This window comes from Stieleria sp. JC731 (assembly GCF_020966635.1).
Taxonomy (GTDB): domain Bacteria; phylum Planctomycetota; class Planctomycetia; order Pirellulales; family Pirellulaceae; genus Stieleria.
On the sequence record NZ_JAJKFQ010000005.1, the window covers coordinates 836,311 to 851,995 of the forward strand.

10 protein-coding genes are annotated in these 15,685 nt (G+C 51.8%); 4 read left to right on the plus strand and 6 right to left on the minus strand.

Annotation, left to right across the window (positions count from 1 at the left end):
- Nucleotide 1: 1 nt before the first annotated feature.
- The gene (locus LOC67_RS14090; protein ID WP_230263246.1) at nucleotides 2–1,486 is read right to left on the minus strand and encodes a sensor histidine kinase; all 1,485 of its coding nucleotides are present in this window, start codon (nucleotides 1,484–1,486) and stop codon (nucleotides 2–4) included.
- 390 nt (nucleotides 1,487–1,876) lie between these two features.
- Between LOC67_RS14090 and LOC67_RS14095 the strand changes: the two genes are divergently transcribed.
- The gene (locus LOC67_RS14095) at nucleotides 1,877–2,062 is read left to right on the plus strand and encodes a hypothetical protein (protein WP_230263247.1); all 186 of its coding nucleotides are present in this window, start codon (nucleotides 1,877–1,879) and stop codon (nucleotides 2,060–2,062) included.
- A 26-nt stretch (nucleotides 2,063–2,088) separates the two neighbouring features.
- Here LOC67_RS14095 and LOC67_RS14100 read toward each other — a convergent pair whose 3' ends face one another.
- The 4 genes from LOC67_RS14100 to LOC67_RS14115 all read right to left on the minus strand — a co-directional run bounded on the left by LOC67_RS14100 (nucleotide 2,089) and on the right by LOC67_RS14115 (nucleotide 9,015).
- A complete protein-coding gene (locus tag LOC67_RS14100; protein ID WP_230263248.1) occupies nucleotides 2,089–4,023 on the minus strand; it encodes a methyl-accepting chemotaxis protein in 1,935 nt (644 codons plus the stop codon).
- A 554-nt stretch (nucleotides 4,024–4,577) separates the two neighbouring features.
- On the minus strand, nucleotides 4,578–7,079 hold the full coding sequence (locus tag LOC67_RS27605; protein ID WP_230263249.1) for an ATP-binding protein: 2,502 nt from the start codon (nucleotides 7,077–7,079) through the stop codon (nucleotides 4,578–4,580).
- The gene (locus tag LOC67_RS14110; protein ID WP_230263250.1) at nucleotides 7,057–8,244 is read right to left on the minus strand and encodes an ABC transporter substrate-binding protein; all 1,188 of its coding nucleotides are present in this window, start codon (nucleotides 8,242–8,244) and stop codon (nucleotides 7,057–7,059) included. Before LOC67_RS14110 ends, LOC67_RS27605 begins: the two co-directional genes overlap by 23 nt.
- Before the next feature lie 546 nt (nucleotides 8,245–8,790).
- A complete protein-coding gene (locus LOC67_RS14115; RefSeq protein ID WP_230263251.1) occupies nucleotides 8,791–9,015 on the minus strand; it encodes an ATP-binding protein in 225 nt (74 codons plus the stop codon).
- A gap of 96 nt (nucleotides 9,016–9,111) precedes the next feature.
- Between LOC67_RS14115 and LOC67_RS14120 the strand changes: the two genes are divergently transcribed.
- The 3 genes from LOC67_RS14120 to LOC67_RS14130 all read left to right on the plus strand — a co-directional run bounded on the left by LOC67_RS14120 (nucleotide 9,112) and on the right by LOC67_RS14130 (nucleotide 13,621).
- Entirely contained in the window at nucleotides 9,112–9,687 is a 576-nt protein-coding gene (locus LOC67_RS14120; RefSeq protein WP_230263252.1) for a response regulator transcription factor, read from the plus strand.
- A gap of 357 nt (nucleotides 9,688–10,044) precedes the next feature.
- Entirely contained in the window at nucleotides 10,045–10,683 is a 639-nt protein-coding gene (locus tag LOC67_RS14125; protein WP_230263253.1) for a hypothetical protein, read from the plus strand.
- Between the two features lie 49 nt (nucleotides 10,684–10,732).
- Nucleotides 10,733–13,621 (plus strand): PAS domain S-box protein, encoded by a 2,889-nt coding sequence (locus tag LOC67_RS14130; RefSeq protein WP_230263254.1) that lies wholly within the window; start codon nucleotides 10,733–10,735, stop codon nucleotides 13,619–13,621.
- A gap of 287 nt (nucleotides 13,622–13,908) precedes the next feature.
- Here LOC67_RS14130 and LOC67_RS14135 read toward each other — a convergent pair whose 3' ends face one another.
- Nucleotides 13,909–15,594, minus strand: a complete 1,686-nt coding sequence (locus LOC67_RS14135) for a pilus assembly protein TadG-related protein (RefSeq protein ID WP_230263255.1) — start codon at nucleotides 15,592–15,594, stop codon at nucleotides 13,909–13,911.
- Nucleotides 15,595–15,685: the final 91 nt, after the last annotated feature.

Here is a 15,685-nt window from a genome sequence, read left to right on the forward strand (position 1 = left end):
TTTATTTCACCCGATTTGTTGAATGTGGATCAGACGCAGGAGACGCATTGGACTGTGGAAGAATGACTGTAAAAATGGTCATCCCTTCGGCACTACAAACTTCAATCGAACCTTGAAGCTGGATCACATTCTTTTTGGCGATCGCAAGCCCCAAACCACTACCGGGAATGTCGCTATCGGCGACGCGTTCAAAGGGTTCAAAAACACGCTCCCGGTGCTGTTCTGCAATTCCAATGCCATTGTCGGCTACGGTGAGGTGAAACCCACTCGGTTCGCTGGCTGTAATCACCTGAACGATCTTTTCAGAGTGCAATTTTTTCTGAAACTTGATCGCATTGGAAAGCAGGTTCTGAAGGATAACATCAAAACGTGCTGGAACAGTTGTAATTGGATGTTTATGTGCAAGGAATGTTTGCAATTCCACATCCTCGGCGTTTAGTCCCGCCCAAATGATTTGGAGGTGTTCCTCGACATCGATTTCGTCGAAGTCCGCAGGGGTCATGTCGGACTTTGCTAACCGTAAGGTGTCTTCAATCCGCGTCGTTAGTGTTGTCGCAAGCTCTGTGCATTTGATCAGGTTTGAACGGACTTCCTCGATCGCTTCCTCTTCTAAGTCGACGATACAAAAATTCAGCAATCCTTGGATGGATGTCAGCGGTGCTTTTAAGTCATGCGACGCGCTGTATGCAAAGTGTGCGAGTTCTTGGTTCAAACGAGCTAGCTGTTCGTTCTGTTCTTCGATTCCGGCTTCGCGGGCTTTTCGATCGGTGATATCGTTCACGGTCGCCATCGTTGAGCGGCCACCGGTTTCATGAATGGGGGTCAAAGTAATCTCAATCGGAAATTCACTTCCATCACACCGCAATCCATAGAGCTCACGCCCAAATCCCATCCCGCGTGTACTGTGTTGCGCAAGATAGCTGGTGCGATAAACCGGGTGCTTGCGCCGGTAGCGGCTGGGAACGAGCAGCTCGATCGACTTGCCCAGTAGCTCTTCCGCTTCATATCCGAACATGGTTCCGGCGCGGACATTTGCCAGTTCGATGATCCCTTGTTCGTTGACCTGGATCATTGCGCTGGATGCGGCATTGAGCGCCCGTCGGATGAACGCTTCGCTCTTTTTGCGTTCGCGTATGTCCAGTACCGATGCCAATACCATCTGTTGATCGTCGATGACTAGATGGTCCAACCCGATTTCAACGGGAAGCAAAGTGCCGTCTTTTCGAACCCCATAAAGGTCACGGCCCGACCCCATTTTTCGGCTGGTTGGGATTTCGAAATAAGCGTTCCGAAGGTCTTTGTGGTAGCGACGAACTTCGGTGGGCACCAATACTTCGACCTTTTGACCACGCAATTCATCGCGATCGTATCCGAACAGTTCGTCAAGCCTGACGTTTGTCTTTTGGATGACACCATCATCGGAAATTAGCAGAATAGGAACCGGGCAAAGTTCCGCGTCGATCACAAATTGATCGCGTTTACCCATTTGACAAGGTGTCCCCAAAAGCTGTTGGAGCGATTTCTGAACGGCCCAAACCAAGGGGGCATCGATGTATCAATCCCTGAATCCCCCCGGCCTGTCGGCAGGCACTGATGTGCCACTGTGCGAATGATCAGTCGCATTATCCCAAGTTTCGTCGATATGCGTCATGCCGTGGCCGGCATGACGTTCCAACTGTTGACTAGTTCCTGGTTGTAGCTAAAAGCCTAGTGTATTGGAAAACAAGGGGATAGATGGTTTCTCACTTTCCGGTATGGCGCGAATCCTCGATCGCACTTACGCCACTGCGCGCTCGGAACAGCGCATCTGCATGAAAGGCTTTGAACAGGTATCCGGGTGAGATTCAAACTTCTTGCCGGAATATAGAAGGCAAGAATGCCTTCAACGCATGATTTAGGGAATGATGGAGGTGCAAGTCTCAGAGGTGTGTGTGGCAGCATGCAACCTGTCATCGCGAACTTGGTGAAGGTAGCAGCCTGTCGGCTTCCGGTCGTCGCCTTTCACTCCGTGATCGCAGCGTTCTTTTACGCTGGTTATGCGGAGCAGAAGGCGATTTTGTAAGAAGCCAAACCACAGTTTACCGACTGTTAATCCATGTCCCAGTCGAATTCGTCAACCAGCTTTTTCTCTTCGTTTGTTGCTCCATTGCTTTTCGGGGCAGGTGTGTGGCGGGAAACAGAGTTGACCACGGCCGACTTCGTTATGCTCGCGACATGGTTGCCTAGCTCAAACTTTCGCACCAGTTCATAGAGGTGATTGGCATGCTGGAGCACCGAGGAAGATGTGCCGGCAAGTTCTTCTGTTTGGTTTGCATTGGCCTGCGTGACTTCGTCCATCTTAGAGACGGAGCCGTTGACCTGCTTGATTGCGGTCAGCTGTTCAACTGATGCCGTTGCGATCTCCGCGACGAAGTCCGTCACTTGCTTGACGGAGCTGACGATTTCCTCAAGCGTTTCGCCCGATTTATAGACCAGCTTTGTTCCGCGTTCGACTTTGCTTGTCGAATCTTGAATCAGCAACTTAATCTCTTTCGCCGATGATGCGCTTCGTTGTGCCAGGTTACGGACCTCGGACGCGACGACTGCGAAGCCACGACCTTGCTCTCCAGCTCGGGCAGCTTCGACGGCGGCATTGAGCGCCAGCAAGTTCGTTTGGAATGCAATTTCATCGATGGTGGTGATGATATCGGAGATCTGTTTTGATGACTCGTTGATTTCCTGCATTGCTTGCACCGCATCGCCAACAACCTTTCCTCCTTCGGAGGCGATGTTCCGAGACGAATCAGCGAGTGAACGAGCCGTCAAAGCACTTTCGCTGTTCTGCTGTACCGTCAGCGTAATCTCTTCCAAGCTTGACGCGGTTTCTTCCAATCGGCAGGCTTGATCCTGGGCACCGCGAGAGATTTCGGACGTCGCATTGGTCATTTCGGTTGAAGCTTCCGCGACTAACGAAGAGACTTCGCGAACGTTGCCGATGGCATCACGCACGGATTCAACCGCTCGCGTTAGAGCTTTGGCGACCTTGCCAATGGCATCATCTCCAACGTCTGGAAGATCGATATCGAATCGCCCTTCGGCAATTTGATTAACGACTTTCAAGACGGATTCAACCTTTTCGTTGGTCTCCTGTGCCTCACGTTCTTGCCGTTCTGCATTCTGCTTGACCTCGCGCTCCAATCGCAGCTTTTCCGTCACCAACTCCCAGGTGACCATCGAACCGAGTCGTTCTTGGTCTTCACCGAAGACTGCTTTTACATTTAGCTCAAGCGTTTCAGGACCGAGCGGAATACGCGTTCTCAAAGGGAGGTTGCCCGCATCCGAAACCAGATTGCGTTGCTTCGCGGGCGTGCTATGAAAAATGTCAAACGATTGCCCAACAATGTCCTTCGCTTTTATAGGTAGGTACTCTTCGAACTGTTCGAGAGTTGACAATGCTTCGGGATTCATATAACGGATGATTTTATCCGTATCGGCGAACACCATCGGTGCCGAAGCTTCAAGCATCGCACTCATGCGACCAAGTTCTGCATCACGCTTTTTCAGGATCTCAGTAACGTCTGATCCAATCTTGATAATTCGATACGGTTTTCCGTGATCGTCCAATAATGCCTGGTAAGTCGCGTTGATCCATATTTCTCTGCCTCCTTTCGCAAATCGCTTGAATTCGCCGGAGAAGCCTTCCCCACTTGCGAGTCTTGCCCAGAAGTCTCGATATTCCTGTGAGTCGGCATACTCGCTACCAGCGAAGATCCGGTGGTGACGGCCTTTGATCTCGGGCAGCGTATATCCCGTCGTACGAAGGAAGTTGTCGTTGGCATCCTGAATCGTACCGTCTAGGTCAAACTCAATGACTGCTTTATTCGCATGGATGCTGTCGTAGACGACTCTGTATCGCCGGAGTTCGGCTTCGTATTTTCTCAGTTGTGAAAATGCTGACTGAAGCTCATCGTAAAGATGGTTCTCTGCTTCGTTTTTACCGACCGGAAGTTTCTCTGGATAATCGCCTACGACTGCACGGCTCACCAATGTCGAAAGCTCTTCCAGTCTCGAGAGCGTCTCGTTATATGCTCGAGATTTGCTGCCCGGCACGAAATCGATAAGCCGCTGCCCCAGTCCGTTCATATTTACCGTTCCTCTGAGGGTCGAAATGTGATGCACCTGTGTAGTGCACGAAGAAAGAGTTTCGAAAAATCGCAATGAATTGCGCAATTGGTATCGATGCATTGTTTCGCAATCGAAACACTTGGGATTTGGCAGTTCAACTAGCAATGGTGGTGGGTTGCGAAAGTTGCTCTGCTATCAGGAGTCATTGCTTTAATGAATGTTGCGGACAAGTGTTTGCCCCAGCGATTTCCGGGAATGCAAAAGGCAAATAGGTGCGTGATTGTCCCGGACGCCCCCCACGCAATTTGATTTAGTTCAATTTGGTGCTTGTGGGAAATGATTGAGGAAGGGAAGTCGGGAAACCTTAAATTTCACGACAGCAAACCGCCAACGTTGGTAACACCTTGTTTTGTTTGCCAAAGCGAAGAACACGCATTTTCAGTGGAAGCGATGGACTGAAACGCTTGCCGCTTCTACACCATTTCTTTCTCGATTTCCTCCGACTGGACTGCTACATCTCCTCTTGCGACTGAGTCTGCTGTGGGAAGCGTAAGGGTGAACTTTGCTCCCTGTCCAACGCCATCACTTTCAACTTTGAGCGAACCTCCCATCTTCGCCGCCGCGTTCGCGCAGGAGTGCAAGCCGAACCCATGGCCTTCATCTTTGGTGGTAAATCCGTGTCGGAAAATCTTTGTTAGGTTCTCTTTGGAGATGCCCATGCCATAGTCTTTCACCGAGATATGGACGATATCGTTTTCTTGCTTGACATCGATTTCAATGTTCTTTGGGGCTTTCTCGTCTTCGCTGCAGGCTTGCTGGGCATTTTTGATTAGGTTGACAAGGATCTGTAAAACATCGTGTTTAGATGCGTGGACGGCGGGTGCAACTTTGAATAACTTTATGACTTCGACACCGTGCCGGTTTAAGCTTGCGCTGTGAAGCGTGATTGCGTTTTCGATTAGATCTTCTGGCGAAAGTGACTCAGATCCGCTTCCAAGCCGAGCGAACGATTGTTGTGATGTCACAATCGCTTTGATGTGCTCAATACTTTCGAACAGGTGATAGATTTCTTCCAGCTGTTCGTCCTGATCGTGGGTCAGTTGGTCTGAGACCTTGTTAACAAAGCTGACGACCGCCTCACTTTTCGATTCGTCGCTTAGGAACGTCGGTAAATCGTTTTTGTGTTCGTTTAGAAGCGAGGCGATCTGTGTAAGCGACTTAAGTTCGGAATTTCCAATGCTCTCTCGCAGGAGATTCGCAGACACATTGACGCTGTTGAGCACATTGCCGACATTGTGAAGCACGCCGGTTGCTACCTCTGCCATTCCCGCATATCGTTCAGCGGTGCGTAGTTCTTCGTTCAGGGACTCCGCCTCTTTCTGGGCTTCGACCTTTGCCGAGACATCACGTTCGATCCAGATGATCCGAACTCCACCGCAATCGTGCAGGATGGGGCGCATTTCCAATTCGATCCAGTACTGCTCGTCGAATCGGCCGGTCGCCTTCAAGACCATGTCGATTCCACATTGATCTTCTAAAGCCTTGCGAATGGTTTTGAAGTCTTCGTCATCGATATCCGATTTTTCCCAGCGTTCACACCAGTTGTGTCCGACGATGTCCTTGGAACGGTATCTCGTCATTCGTTCAAAACCTTCGTTGATCCATTGAACTGTCCCGTCCGGATCGGTGATTGCGACGGCATTGTCGGTGTACTTGGCGACCAACGAAAGCAACGAAAGGTGCTGTGCGGAAGAGCGTAGCTCTTCCGATACGGTTTCCAGTCGGGTTGCCTGATCCTGCAATGCGTTGAATTGATTCAGGATTGTTTGTGAAATTTTTCTCGCGATTCCAGAGAAGATTAGTCCGAAACCTGCTCCGACGAACAAGATGATCAGCATTGCATTGCGAATCGCCCTTGATGCAACATCGCTCGATCCGCGTGAAAACTTCGCGATATCGGCGACGAGTTTATTTCGGGCCAAAGCAAAATCGTCTATCGTTGAATTCTTTCGGTCTTCTAGTTTTCGTCGCTGATCGAGTAGTCTCAGCCAGTTGTCACATGCATTGAATAGTCCGTCTGAGCCTGGGTCGATCGTTTGATAGGTGACGTTCTTTTTGAAATTGCGTCCCAGCAGTTCATGCTCGATGCGTTTGAGCAGTCCAAGATGGATTTCAGCCTTTTCGGGATGCTCGTTCGATACGACTTCGCGTTCTAATCGGGCTAGGCAGCCTGCCAGATAATTGTCTTTCATGTCGATCAATAGTTCTCGCTCAGTGATCGCATAGAGTCGATCGCAGAGGGATTCAAGTTCGACGACTTCGTCTGTTTCGGTTCCCAGTTGATACACCGGCTTGACATTGCGCAGGTATTCGGTCGCCGAAATCTGTTTTTCGTCTCCTGATAGCCGTCGAAATTCGCGAAGCAAAATTGCTTGTCGCAATGCCTCTTCTCCTACATCAACATTGAGGCTGGTGCGAAGTGTGACGATCGCCGCGCGTGTCGCGGTCAGGCAGCGATCGCGGTCGCTTTGGGCATCCCGCAAACGCTCGGCAAATTCGGCACAATCGTGATTGAACTGACTCAATCGGCCTATCGCGGTTTGCATCCCTTGAACGGTCTGTTGCATCTCGGTCATGTAATCGCCGAGGACCCCAGGGTTCAGGGGCGGTTCGGTCCAATCCAAGTTGGGTGCCGCCCCGCTCGGTTGCTCGTTCTGCAGCAGTGGGTTCGTGTAGTGGACCGATTGCGTAATCAAATTGTTCGCCGCGACGATAGAGTCGTTCACGGCTTCTGCAAGGTCGTCTCGCAATGCGCGGTCTTGCTGTATCTGGCTCATCGACCAGAACAGAACGCCGAACACGACGGTTGCGGCTACCAACCCGAAGAGTGCTAAGTTGCGAACCGCACTGTCTGGTACTTTCGCGTTTTCAGATTCCGGTTTTGGTTCGGAATCAGTCTGTTGTTGAGTAGGCACTTAGCTCCTCCCAATTGAACGGCTGGACTTTGCCCGAGCGAACGACCGTTGGCCAGACGTGGTCACTTGCTTGATGGCGCTGTGGAGATAGCGACAGTTGGCTGTTGAGTCCTAGATCGAAGTTGCCAAGACGCTCCAGCGATTCGATGATGGATTCCCGGTCGAATCTTTCGTCACAGGATTGGAGTGCAAGGATGAGCATTCGTGTCGAAACGTAACCTTCAAAAGCACCGAAGGTTAAAGGGGCACCATTGGATATCTGCGCGTACGCGACGCGAAATTCTTTCGCGATCGGAAGGTTGCTCTCTGGCGGAGGCATAACTTGGGTGATGATCACGCCCTCACCTGCGGTCCCCAACTGCTGCGCGAACGCGTAGGAACCGACGGATGAGATATTGAGGAAGATTGCATTGAAACTCACTGATCTGGCAAGCTTGATAAATTTTGCCGATGGTGCGTAAGCGCCAGCCATGATGACTGCCTTTGGCGGGGTCGGCAGCAGCATTAGTTCCGCCAGAGCGCTTTCGACAGACAGCGTGTTACGCGTGTAGCGTACGTGCGGTACCTTATGTTCCTCGTCGTAGCCATGGGAACGTAACGCTTCGATGCCGCCAATAAAGCCTGCGTCACCGTATCCATCGCGCTGGGTGAAGAATGCAATTTCATTTGGCTTGCATCCTGCATAGTGGATCAGGGCGTCGACCATGGCCTGCGTCTCTTGCGCATAGCTAGCTCTGTAGTTGATCACATAACGATCTGGTGGTGATTTCCGCAGCACGCCCGCGCCGGTGTATGCCGCGATGAACGGCACCTTGTTTTCAGTCGCAATCGGGATGGCGGCGATTGCGGTCGGCGTTCCCACGTTGCCGATAACCCCTAAGACGCCGACTTTTTCAATTAGCGTTGTCATGTTCGGGACGGTTCGGGTCGGTTCGTATCCGTCATCAAGCACGACCAGGCGTAGTTTCCGTCCGTTGATACCACCGGCGGTGTTGCACTCGTCAAAGGCTGCCTCGATTCCAAGACGCATGTCTTGGCCGAGGGCACCCGACGGACCACTGAGCGCTGTCGAGGTTCCGAAGTAAAGCGGCGGTGATAGATCGTCTTGTGCATGAATCGAACTGAGCATCGCGAGCAAAATGACAACGGTCGCGACAGGGTTCATAAGTGATTTCACCATCACCTACCTTACGAGAGATGGGGCTTTCCTATTTGTTACGGTTAGCGGGAATCAGTCACATCCATGCCCGGATCCTACAATCGGTGCCAGAGGTCAAGCGTTGGCCGACAACCCACCATGAAGGCAAACGGGGCGACAGCCAGCAGTGTTTTTTAAAGACGATTGCGAGAAGACGAGTGGAGGTGTTCCAGCTACCACTTCCCTATTTCAAAATGAATCAGCGGGCATTCACTTTTGCTGTGCTTGACGGGAAACGTTACTTCTGTCGGGGAGCAATCACGATTGAGGGTTGCTGCAATTTGCGGCCGCTAGCCAGCACCGTCATTCGCTGGCGGGTTGAATAATTGTGAAGACGGCTGTCGAGTAGATGCGCAGTATTTCAGTCAACGGTATGGTGACGTTCTGCTTGGCAATAGCTAAAAGCAGATCCTAGCAGCTCGGGTTTTCATCCATGGTCCGGTTACAGCCCAGTCCGTTTCACCAACTAGCGTCTGGCTGCGCATGTCGTCGAGGCGCACGTGCACGACCAATTCATTGCCTATAGGCCAATGGCAAAGCAAGAGTGAGGCCGGAGCCGTGGCCATCGTCTTTCGTTGTGAATCCGCGATGAAACTCTTTCGTTAGATTGTGTTCCTCGATGCCGATACCCGAATCCTTGACGGACATCCAAAGCTGATCGTCAGTGAAGTCGATATCTCGCTTCAGTATGGGATTTGACGTCCGAGTTCCGACGTCTGCAGCCAAGTCGGTTCGCATTGACCTAAATTGAATTTGACTACAGGGCTTTTCCTCGGTTGGGAAAGGCAGTGTGCTCAATGCCAAGAAGGTACTCAAACTAGAAAACACATTAATATGAGCAACTCGGCGTCTACTGAAGCGCGACGAATTCTTGTCGTTGATGACAACCCCGCGATCCACGAGGATTTCAAGAAGATTCTTCATCAGCCGGAGGCGACGGATCTTAGCGACTTAAAAGCGCAGTTGTTCGGGGAGAGCGAGACGACCGAAGAGCAGTTGAGTTTCGAGATCGAGGATGCTTACCAAGGGCAAGAGGCACTCGAGAAACTCAATGCGGCAATCGCGGAAGGGAATCCATTCACCGTTGCGTTTGTTGATATGCGTATGCCTCCAGGATGGGATGGTATGGAGACAATCCAGCATCTGTGGGAGGCGGATCCGAGTCTTCAGGTGGTTATTTGCTCGGCATATTCGGATCGGCAGTGGACGGACGTGCTTAGGGATTTCGGGGTCCGCGACAATTTGCTGATCCTGAAGAAACCTTTTGACAACGTCGAGGTGCTGCAGCTTGCACAAGCGCTGAGCGAAAAGCATCGCCTGACGAAAATGTTCGAGAGTAAGATTGAGGACCTTGGTCAGTTGGTCGATCAACTGAGCGCGAAGTCGGAAGCAAACGCCGCTGAAGGGTAAGTTCTTGGCGAGATCGCGAAAATGTTCGGAGGGCTGTGGTCGCGGCGATTTCTCGGAGATCGCGACTCTTGCTTAAGGTGCTGTACGTTAACGGCTGAAATTCGTCGGGGATGAATCTCTCAGGGAGATGTAGGACTCGTTTGGCGAAACACTGTTCGGCTTCGCCTTTGTGGGGAATCTATCGTTCGGGGGAGCCCTGCTGTGTCTCTTGCTGTCAACTGAACTTATCCGGACAACCAATACATCAGTGGGGAAAGGGACACAGGCGGACCGAGTCATTCGGGTGTGCGTCTATGGCTGAACTATGTTTTCAAACTCGACATTTGAATCTACATAGACACAGACCAACGGCCCCCGATGAATTCTGCTGATTGCCTCAAGGAATCACGATTCCGCTATTTGGCATTGTTTTGGGCGGGCATCGTCGTCGTGGGATGGATCTGTATTGCTCGATATCAGTTTCAAACTGCTGCCGCGGGGCCGATTAAGACAGAACTTCAGTGGCCAAGTGATACCGAGATACCGTTGGCATCAGGTCAACTGACGATGCTTTTTTTCGTTCACCCGAAATGCCCATGCACGAAAGCGAGTATTCATGAGTTGAAACGAGTCTTTGATGACCTGGGTGAGAACGCAGATCTTCCATCAGTCGTCGTTATCGCCTCGGTCCCGAAGGAGTCCGGTGACAATTGGGGGCAGACCGACATTTTGCGTCAAGCGTCGCAGCTTCCTAACAGTCGGCTGATACTTGACCAAGGTGGAAAGGAGACGGCTCGATTCGACGCGAAAGTTAGCGGAACCGTGATGCTGTATCGTCCCCAAGGAGAAAGAATCTTCGTTGGCGGCGTGACGGTTTCACGAGGACACGAAGGCCCGAGTGTAGGAGGTGACCAGCTAGTCTCTTTAATAGAACGCCCGGCAAGAACGTTGGAGCAAAGCCCACCTGTATTTGGTTGCGGATTATGTGTCGATTCCACGGCGACGGCAGACCGTTAGGGAACGATCTATGACCAATCAAAACTCTCCTTTAACTTTCATCGATCCCATGCGATTTTTGTCTAGTAGCGGCGATAGCGATCACCGTGAACTGTCAGCCGTTGAATCGACTTTGCGAAACCATTTTCATTCCATCCACGTCCGTACGGACCGGATGTTTGCAGTTTTAATGCTGCTTCAATGGTTGGGCGCGTTCGCAATTGCCGCGTTCACTTCGCGGCTGACTTGGGACGGTGCAAACAGTTCGCCACACCCGCACTTGTTGATGGCTGTATTCGGTGGTGGGGCACTTGCACTATTTCCAATTTTCTTGGCCGTGTACCATCCCGGAACGAAGCTGACCCGCATGGTGATTACCTGCAGCCAAGCTTTGTTTTCTACGCTGCTGATACACCTAAGTGGTGGAAGGATCGAAACGCACTTCCATGTGTTCGGATCGTTGGCCTTTTTGGCTGCTTATCGAGATCCCACCGCGTTGCTAACGGCAACGTCGATCGTCGCTTTGGACCATTGGGCGCGCGGTGTGTGGTGGCCTGAATCCGTCTTCGGGATTGCGACAGCGTCTCAATGGCGATGGTTGGAGCATGCCGGTTGGGTATTGTTCGAATTGTTGTTCTTGTTGACTATCGTTCGGCAGAGTGTCAGCGAAATGAGTCAATCAGCACTTCGAAAGGTGCAGCTAGACCAGGCATTGGAACTAGCCGAAGAAAGCGAGCAACGATTTCGTGGCGGGTTTGAGCAGTCCGCTTTGGGGATGGCGTTCAAGTCACTGGACGGCGGGTATTTGCGAATCAATGACAAATACTGCCAGATCACGGGATACGCACGAGATGAGCTGTTCACAAAGCGTTTCCAAGAAATCACGCATCCCGATGATATCGCCATTCATGCCGAAGTTTTAAAGAAGCTCTCATCCGGTGAATCATCGAGTTGTGAATTTGACAAACGCTATATCCATAAAGCCGGACATGATGTCTGGGTGCGTTTGACGCTATCCCTGATTCGGGATGATCAGGGAACGCCGTTGCACTTAATTGCGGCGGCGCAAGACATTACGGCAGAACGGGCCGCTCAGGAGCAAATTGCCAAGCTTTCATTGGTAGCCAGCAAAACAAGGCATTCGGTCATCATTGCCGGACCTGATGGCGCAATTCAGTGGGTCAATGAAGGGTTTACAAACCTGACTGAGTACACGGCCGAGGAGGCTATCGGGGCATTTCCAGGTGAGTTGTTGCAGGGGCCTGAGACCGAGTCTGAAACCAAATCATTGATACGTGACAAACTCCGACGGATGGAAAGTGTCAGTGTTGAGATCCTTAACTACACAAAACGAAAAAGGCCCTATTGGATAAACCTGGAAATCGATCCGGTTTTCGATAAGGCTGGTGAGTTGACATACTTTATCGCGACACAGACAGACATCACCGAGCGGAAACGGCGCTCTGAACAGCTTGAGAGGGCGATCGAGGCCGCGGAATCTGCCAATCACGCAAAAAGCCGCTTTCTTGCCAACATGAGTCACGAAATAAGGACTCCGCTAAACGGAATTCTTGGATTCACAGAAGTGTTGTTGCGTGACTGGCAGCACGCGAGTCCTGCGGAAGTGGACGAGCATCTAGGAACGGTTCGGCGTAGTGGCCAGCACCTGCTGACTTTGATCAATGACGTATTGGATATCTCCAAAATCGAAGCGGAGAAGATGTGCGTCGAGTTGATCCCATGTTCGCCACATCAAATCATCTCGGATACGATTTCAATTCTTCGAGTCACGGCGACCGAAAAAGGCATCGGGCTGGACTACCGATGGGAGGGGGCGATTCCGAACGCCATTAATTCTGACCCTTATCGGTTCAAGCAAATGTTGTTGAACGTGATTGGAAATGCGATCAAGTTTACAGATCAAGGGGCAGTTGTCGTGGTGGCGTACATTGACACCGCCGCCAACGACCAATTGGTTGTGGAGATTCGAGATACCGGTACTGGCATCCCCGAAGATAAGCTGGAGACGATTTTTGAGCCGTTCGTTCAAGCGGATGATACCGTGACCCGCAAATATGGAGGCACCGGGTTGGGACTGTCCATCAGCAAGAAGATCGCGCACGCCTTGGGCGGTAATCTTTCGGTTGCAAGTGTCGTCGGGCGAGGGAGTACCTTCACCGCACGAATCGCGACCGGGGGCGAATGTAACTTAGGAGCCGTCGATCGAAACCTGGCAACGTCTGATGTTCAAGAGCACACAGCAACGTTCGATGATCTTAACGGTTTGAGCGTATTGGTCGTCGATGATGGTGACACGAATCGAAAACTAATTCGTCTGTTGCTAGAACGAGCAGGGGCAAAGGTTTGGTTGGCGGAGAACGGCCAGGTGGCAGTCGACATGGTATCGCACGCTGCTTTTGACGTGATCTTGATGGACATGCAAATGCCTGTCCTGGACGGTTACGCGGCCACCTCGAAAATTCGGAAATCTGGGTTTACCATTCCGATCGTGGCATTGACCGCGAACGCAATGTCAGGAGACCGTGATAAGTGTCTCAAAATCGGATGCAGCGGCTACCTTTCAAAGCCAATCGATTGCAATTCCTTGTATTCGGAATTGTCAAAGTATCGGAACGTTGATGCAGGGAAACCGAAACGTCCTTCATTGATTAAGTCAGAATTGCCGACTAATGACCCAGTGTTTAGGGATATTGTTGAGCAGTTTCTACAGACGTTCGAAAGCAAAATGGGATTGTTAGAGAAAGCTTGGGACCAAAGTGACTTTGACGAACTGGGGCGGATCGCACATTGGCTGCGAGGTGCAGCGGGAACGGTCGGCTACCATTGCTTTACCGACCCTGCGGCGGAATTGGAACAAGTCGCGGTGGCACGAAGCTCGAACGGGTCCCGTGAAAAGTTAGACGTTATCCAAGATCTTCGAAGTCGCCTGACGGTTTAGCGGCTTCACAGCGCAACTGGGAGCTCCGTAGCCGCCGGGCGACCGGTATCAAGTCGTCGGAGTTGTCAAGCGAATGAAGTTCGTGGTCGGAGTTCGACGTTTGTCAGCTTGTCGCTTTCCAGTGTTGCCCTTCGCTCCGTGAAGGTAGCGTTCTTTTCTCGTCGGGCTTGGAAAGACCTTCTAACTAGACACGTGTTTGACGCTGGTGTGCAGCAACCTCATGTCGCTGCAGGGGGGACAATCTCGGCGGAACAGCGAAATGAACCAAATGAACCGGCGTCCCGATATTACTCTAGCAACATCACGCTGGTGGCCGCAGGGAATGGTTCGGAGGGCGCGAGTTCCGAGTTGGTGACGGTCACGACGCGCATCGTTCCGGCGGCCGCTTTCATGTCATAGGTTCCACCACCAGCAACCCAAGTGACATGGCCGCTTTTGTTGTAGATGCTTCCTGAAAACGATCCGGTGCCAATCAAATTTTGCGATTCAATGATCATCGGCCGGATGTCGGTTGGGTCTTGGTACAGCACCAAGTCTTTGTATGGCGAAACGCCATTGTTTAGTCCGCGAAATGTGCATGTGTGGATGAGTGGAGCGATCAGAACACTGGGCTGAAGGTTGGACGGCAGCGGAATATACGACTGCGGTTTGGCGATATAGAACATAACGCCGTCGGCCTCGACCGATCCAAGAATACAGAGCGACATCTGCGTGATAGGGCTGACGTCGGTGATGACGTAGATTCCAGCGTTCAGCTTTACTGAGCCACCGAGTGAGACGATTGTCAGTGAATCGTAGACACCGGGTTCCAAGGTGACATCGCAGAGTAGGTCCTCGAGCAGCCCTGTTACTGGTGAGAGCAACGTTTGCAGTAGCGGAGAGATCTGCGAAAGCAATGCGGACACAACGTTGTTCGCACCGCTACCAGTAAGCGCCGCGACGACGCGGTTTCCTTTGCTTGTGGCAGGGTTATAGGCGGGAGGTACTAGCGATCCGAATGGGTCGGGGACTTGCCGTTGGTTGCACCTCAGTGGGTTGCGACCACCGCTGTCGTACGGACAGTAGTTCGATGTCGAGTCGACTCCTCCGGCGACATAAATGTGTTTTGCAGCCAGTCGTGTTGTTGACACCAGTGGCATGCAAGAAATCCCGTAGGGAGGAAGTCCGCTTTTTCCTGCCGGGCGACCATATCTGTCAACTCGCCCACCTTTGTTGTTCACATGTACCGCGCCATTGACTCTTAGTTGTCCCAAGCCCTCGATTTCTAGTCCGCCCGTCAGTGTGAGCAGTGGAGGGCAAATCGCAGACACGGGATCGAGCAGTTCCGTATCAAGCAAGTCGGAAACGGTATCTCCCAGCGTGTTTTTTAAGAGCCCCAACAGTCCAGACAGGACGGATGGGATGTTGAGTGGTCCGATTTGAAGAATCGACGTGTCGAGTTGGTCGACAGCTTCTTCGACGAGCGCAACGCGATCAATATTGCTGATCAGGTTTTGAACGTTAGAAAATGAAATGTCGGCCGGATCAGGGTCAAGTATCGCGAGGGCGGCTCCGTTGGGATTCGAGACAATCCCAGAAACTGACGTTGCCTTCATTTCCCTCTGCAATGCACCGTCGATGTAGCCGCTGAATATCGAATCGTATTGACGTTCGGCAATGACTTCGACATATCCATTCTCTCCGGCGTACCTGCCCGACGACGGTGGGATGTTGACGGTGATATTCGCATCGTTCATCCCTTGTCCGTTGCTGACCATTTCGCGGGCGATATCTGTAGCGTCCGTCGCATCGTTCCCGCTATGCAGGCTGGCGGCGGCGGCTGTTGAGGCGGTGTCGGCGGCATGCTGCAGATTTAGGTGTTCGCTCATTCCCACACCACCGTCGAACACGAGAGCGGCGATGGAGACGAACATCGGGAGCGTGATCATCGCCAACACGGCGATTTTCCCTGATCTATTGTGCCTGGGTTTCATTTCGCATGCTCCGCTTATATGTGGATCTAGATGTTGAACATAAAACGCTGTAGCCGTGATGGAAGCCAAGTGGCGCTAAGACAGCTGCGCT

What these genes read in the sequence shown, in the direction of transcription:
- LOC67_RS14115 (WP_230263251.1), bottom strand. Translation starts at nt 9,015, where the DNA reads ATGCGAACCGACTTGGCTGCAGACGTCGGAACTCGGACGTCAAATCCC.
- LOC67_RS14130 (WP_230263254.1), top strand. Translation starts at nt 10,733, where the DNA reads ATGCGATTTTTGTCTAGTAGCGGCGATAGCGATCACCGTGAACTGTCA.
- LOC67_RS14090 (WP_230263246.1), bottom strand. Translation starts at nt 1,486, where the DNA reads ATGGGTAAACGCGATCAATTTGTGATCGACGCGGAACTTTGCCCGGTT.
- LOC67_RS14120 (WP_230263252.1), top strand. Translation starts at nt 9,112, where the DNA reads ATGAGCAACTCGGCGTCTACTGAAGCGCGACGAATTCTTGTCGTTGAT.
- LOC67_RS14095 (WP_230263247.1), top strand. Translation starts at nt 1,877, where the DNA reads ATGCCTTCAACGCATGATTTAGGGAATGATGGAGGTGCAAGTCTCAGA.
- LOC67_RS14135 (WP_230263255.1), bottom strand. Translation starts at nt 15,594, where the DNA reads ATGAAACCCAGGCACAATAGATCAGGGAAAATCGCCGTGTTGGCGATG.
- LOC67_RS14125 (WP_230263253.1), top strand. Translation starts at nt 10,045, where the DNA reads ATGAATTCTGCTGATTGCCTCAAGGAATCACGATTCCGCTATTTGGCA.
- LOC67_RS14110 (WP_230263250.1), bottom strand. Translation starts at nt 8,244, where the DNA reads ATGAACCCTGTCGCGACCGTTGTCATTTTGCTCGCGATGCTCAGTTCG.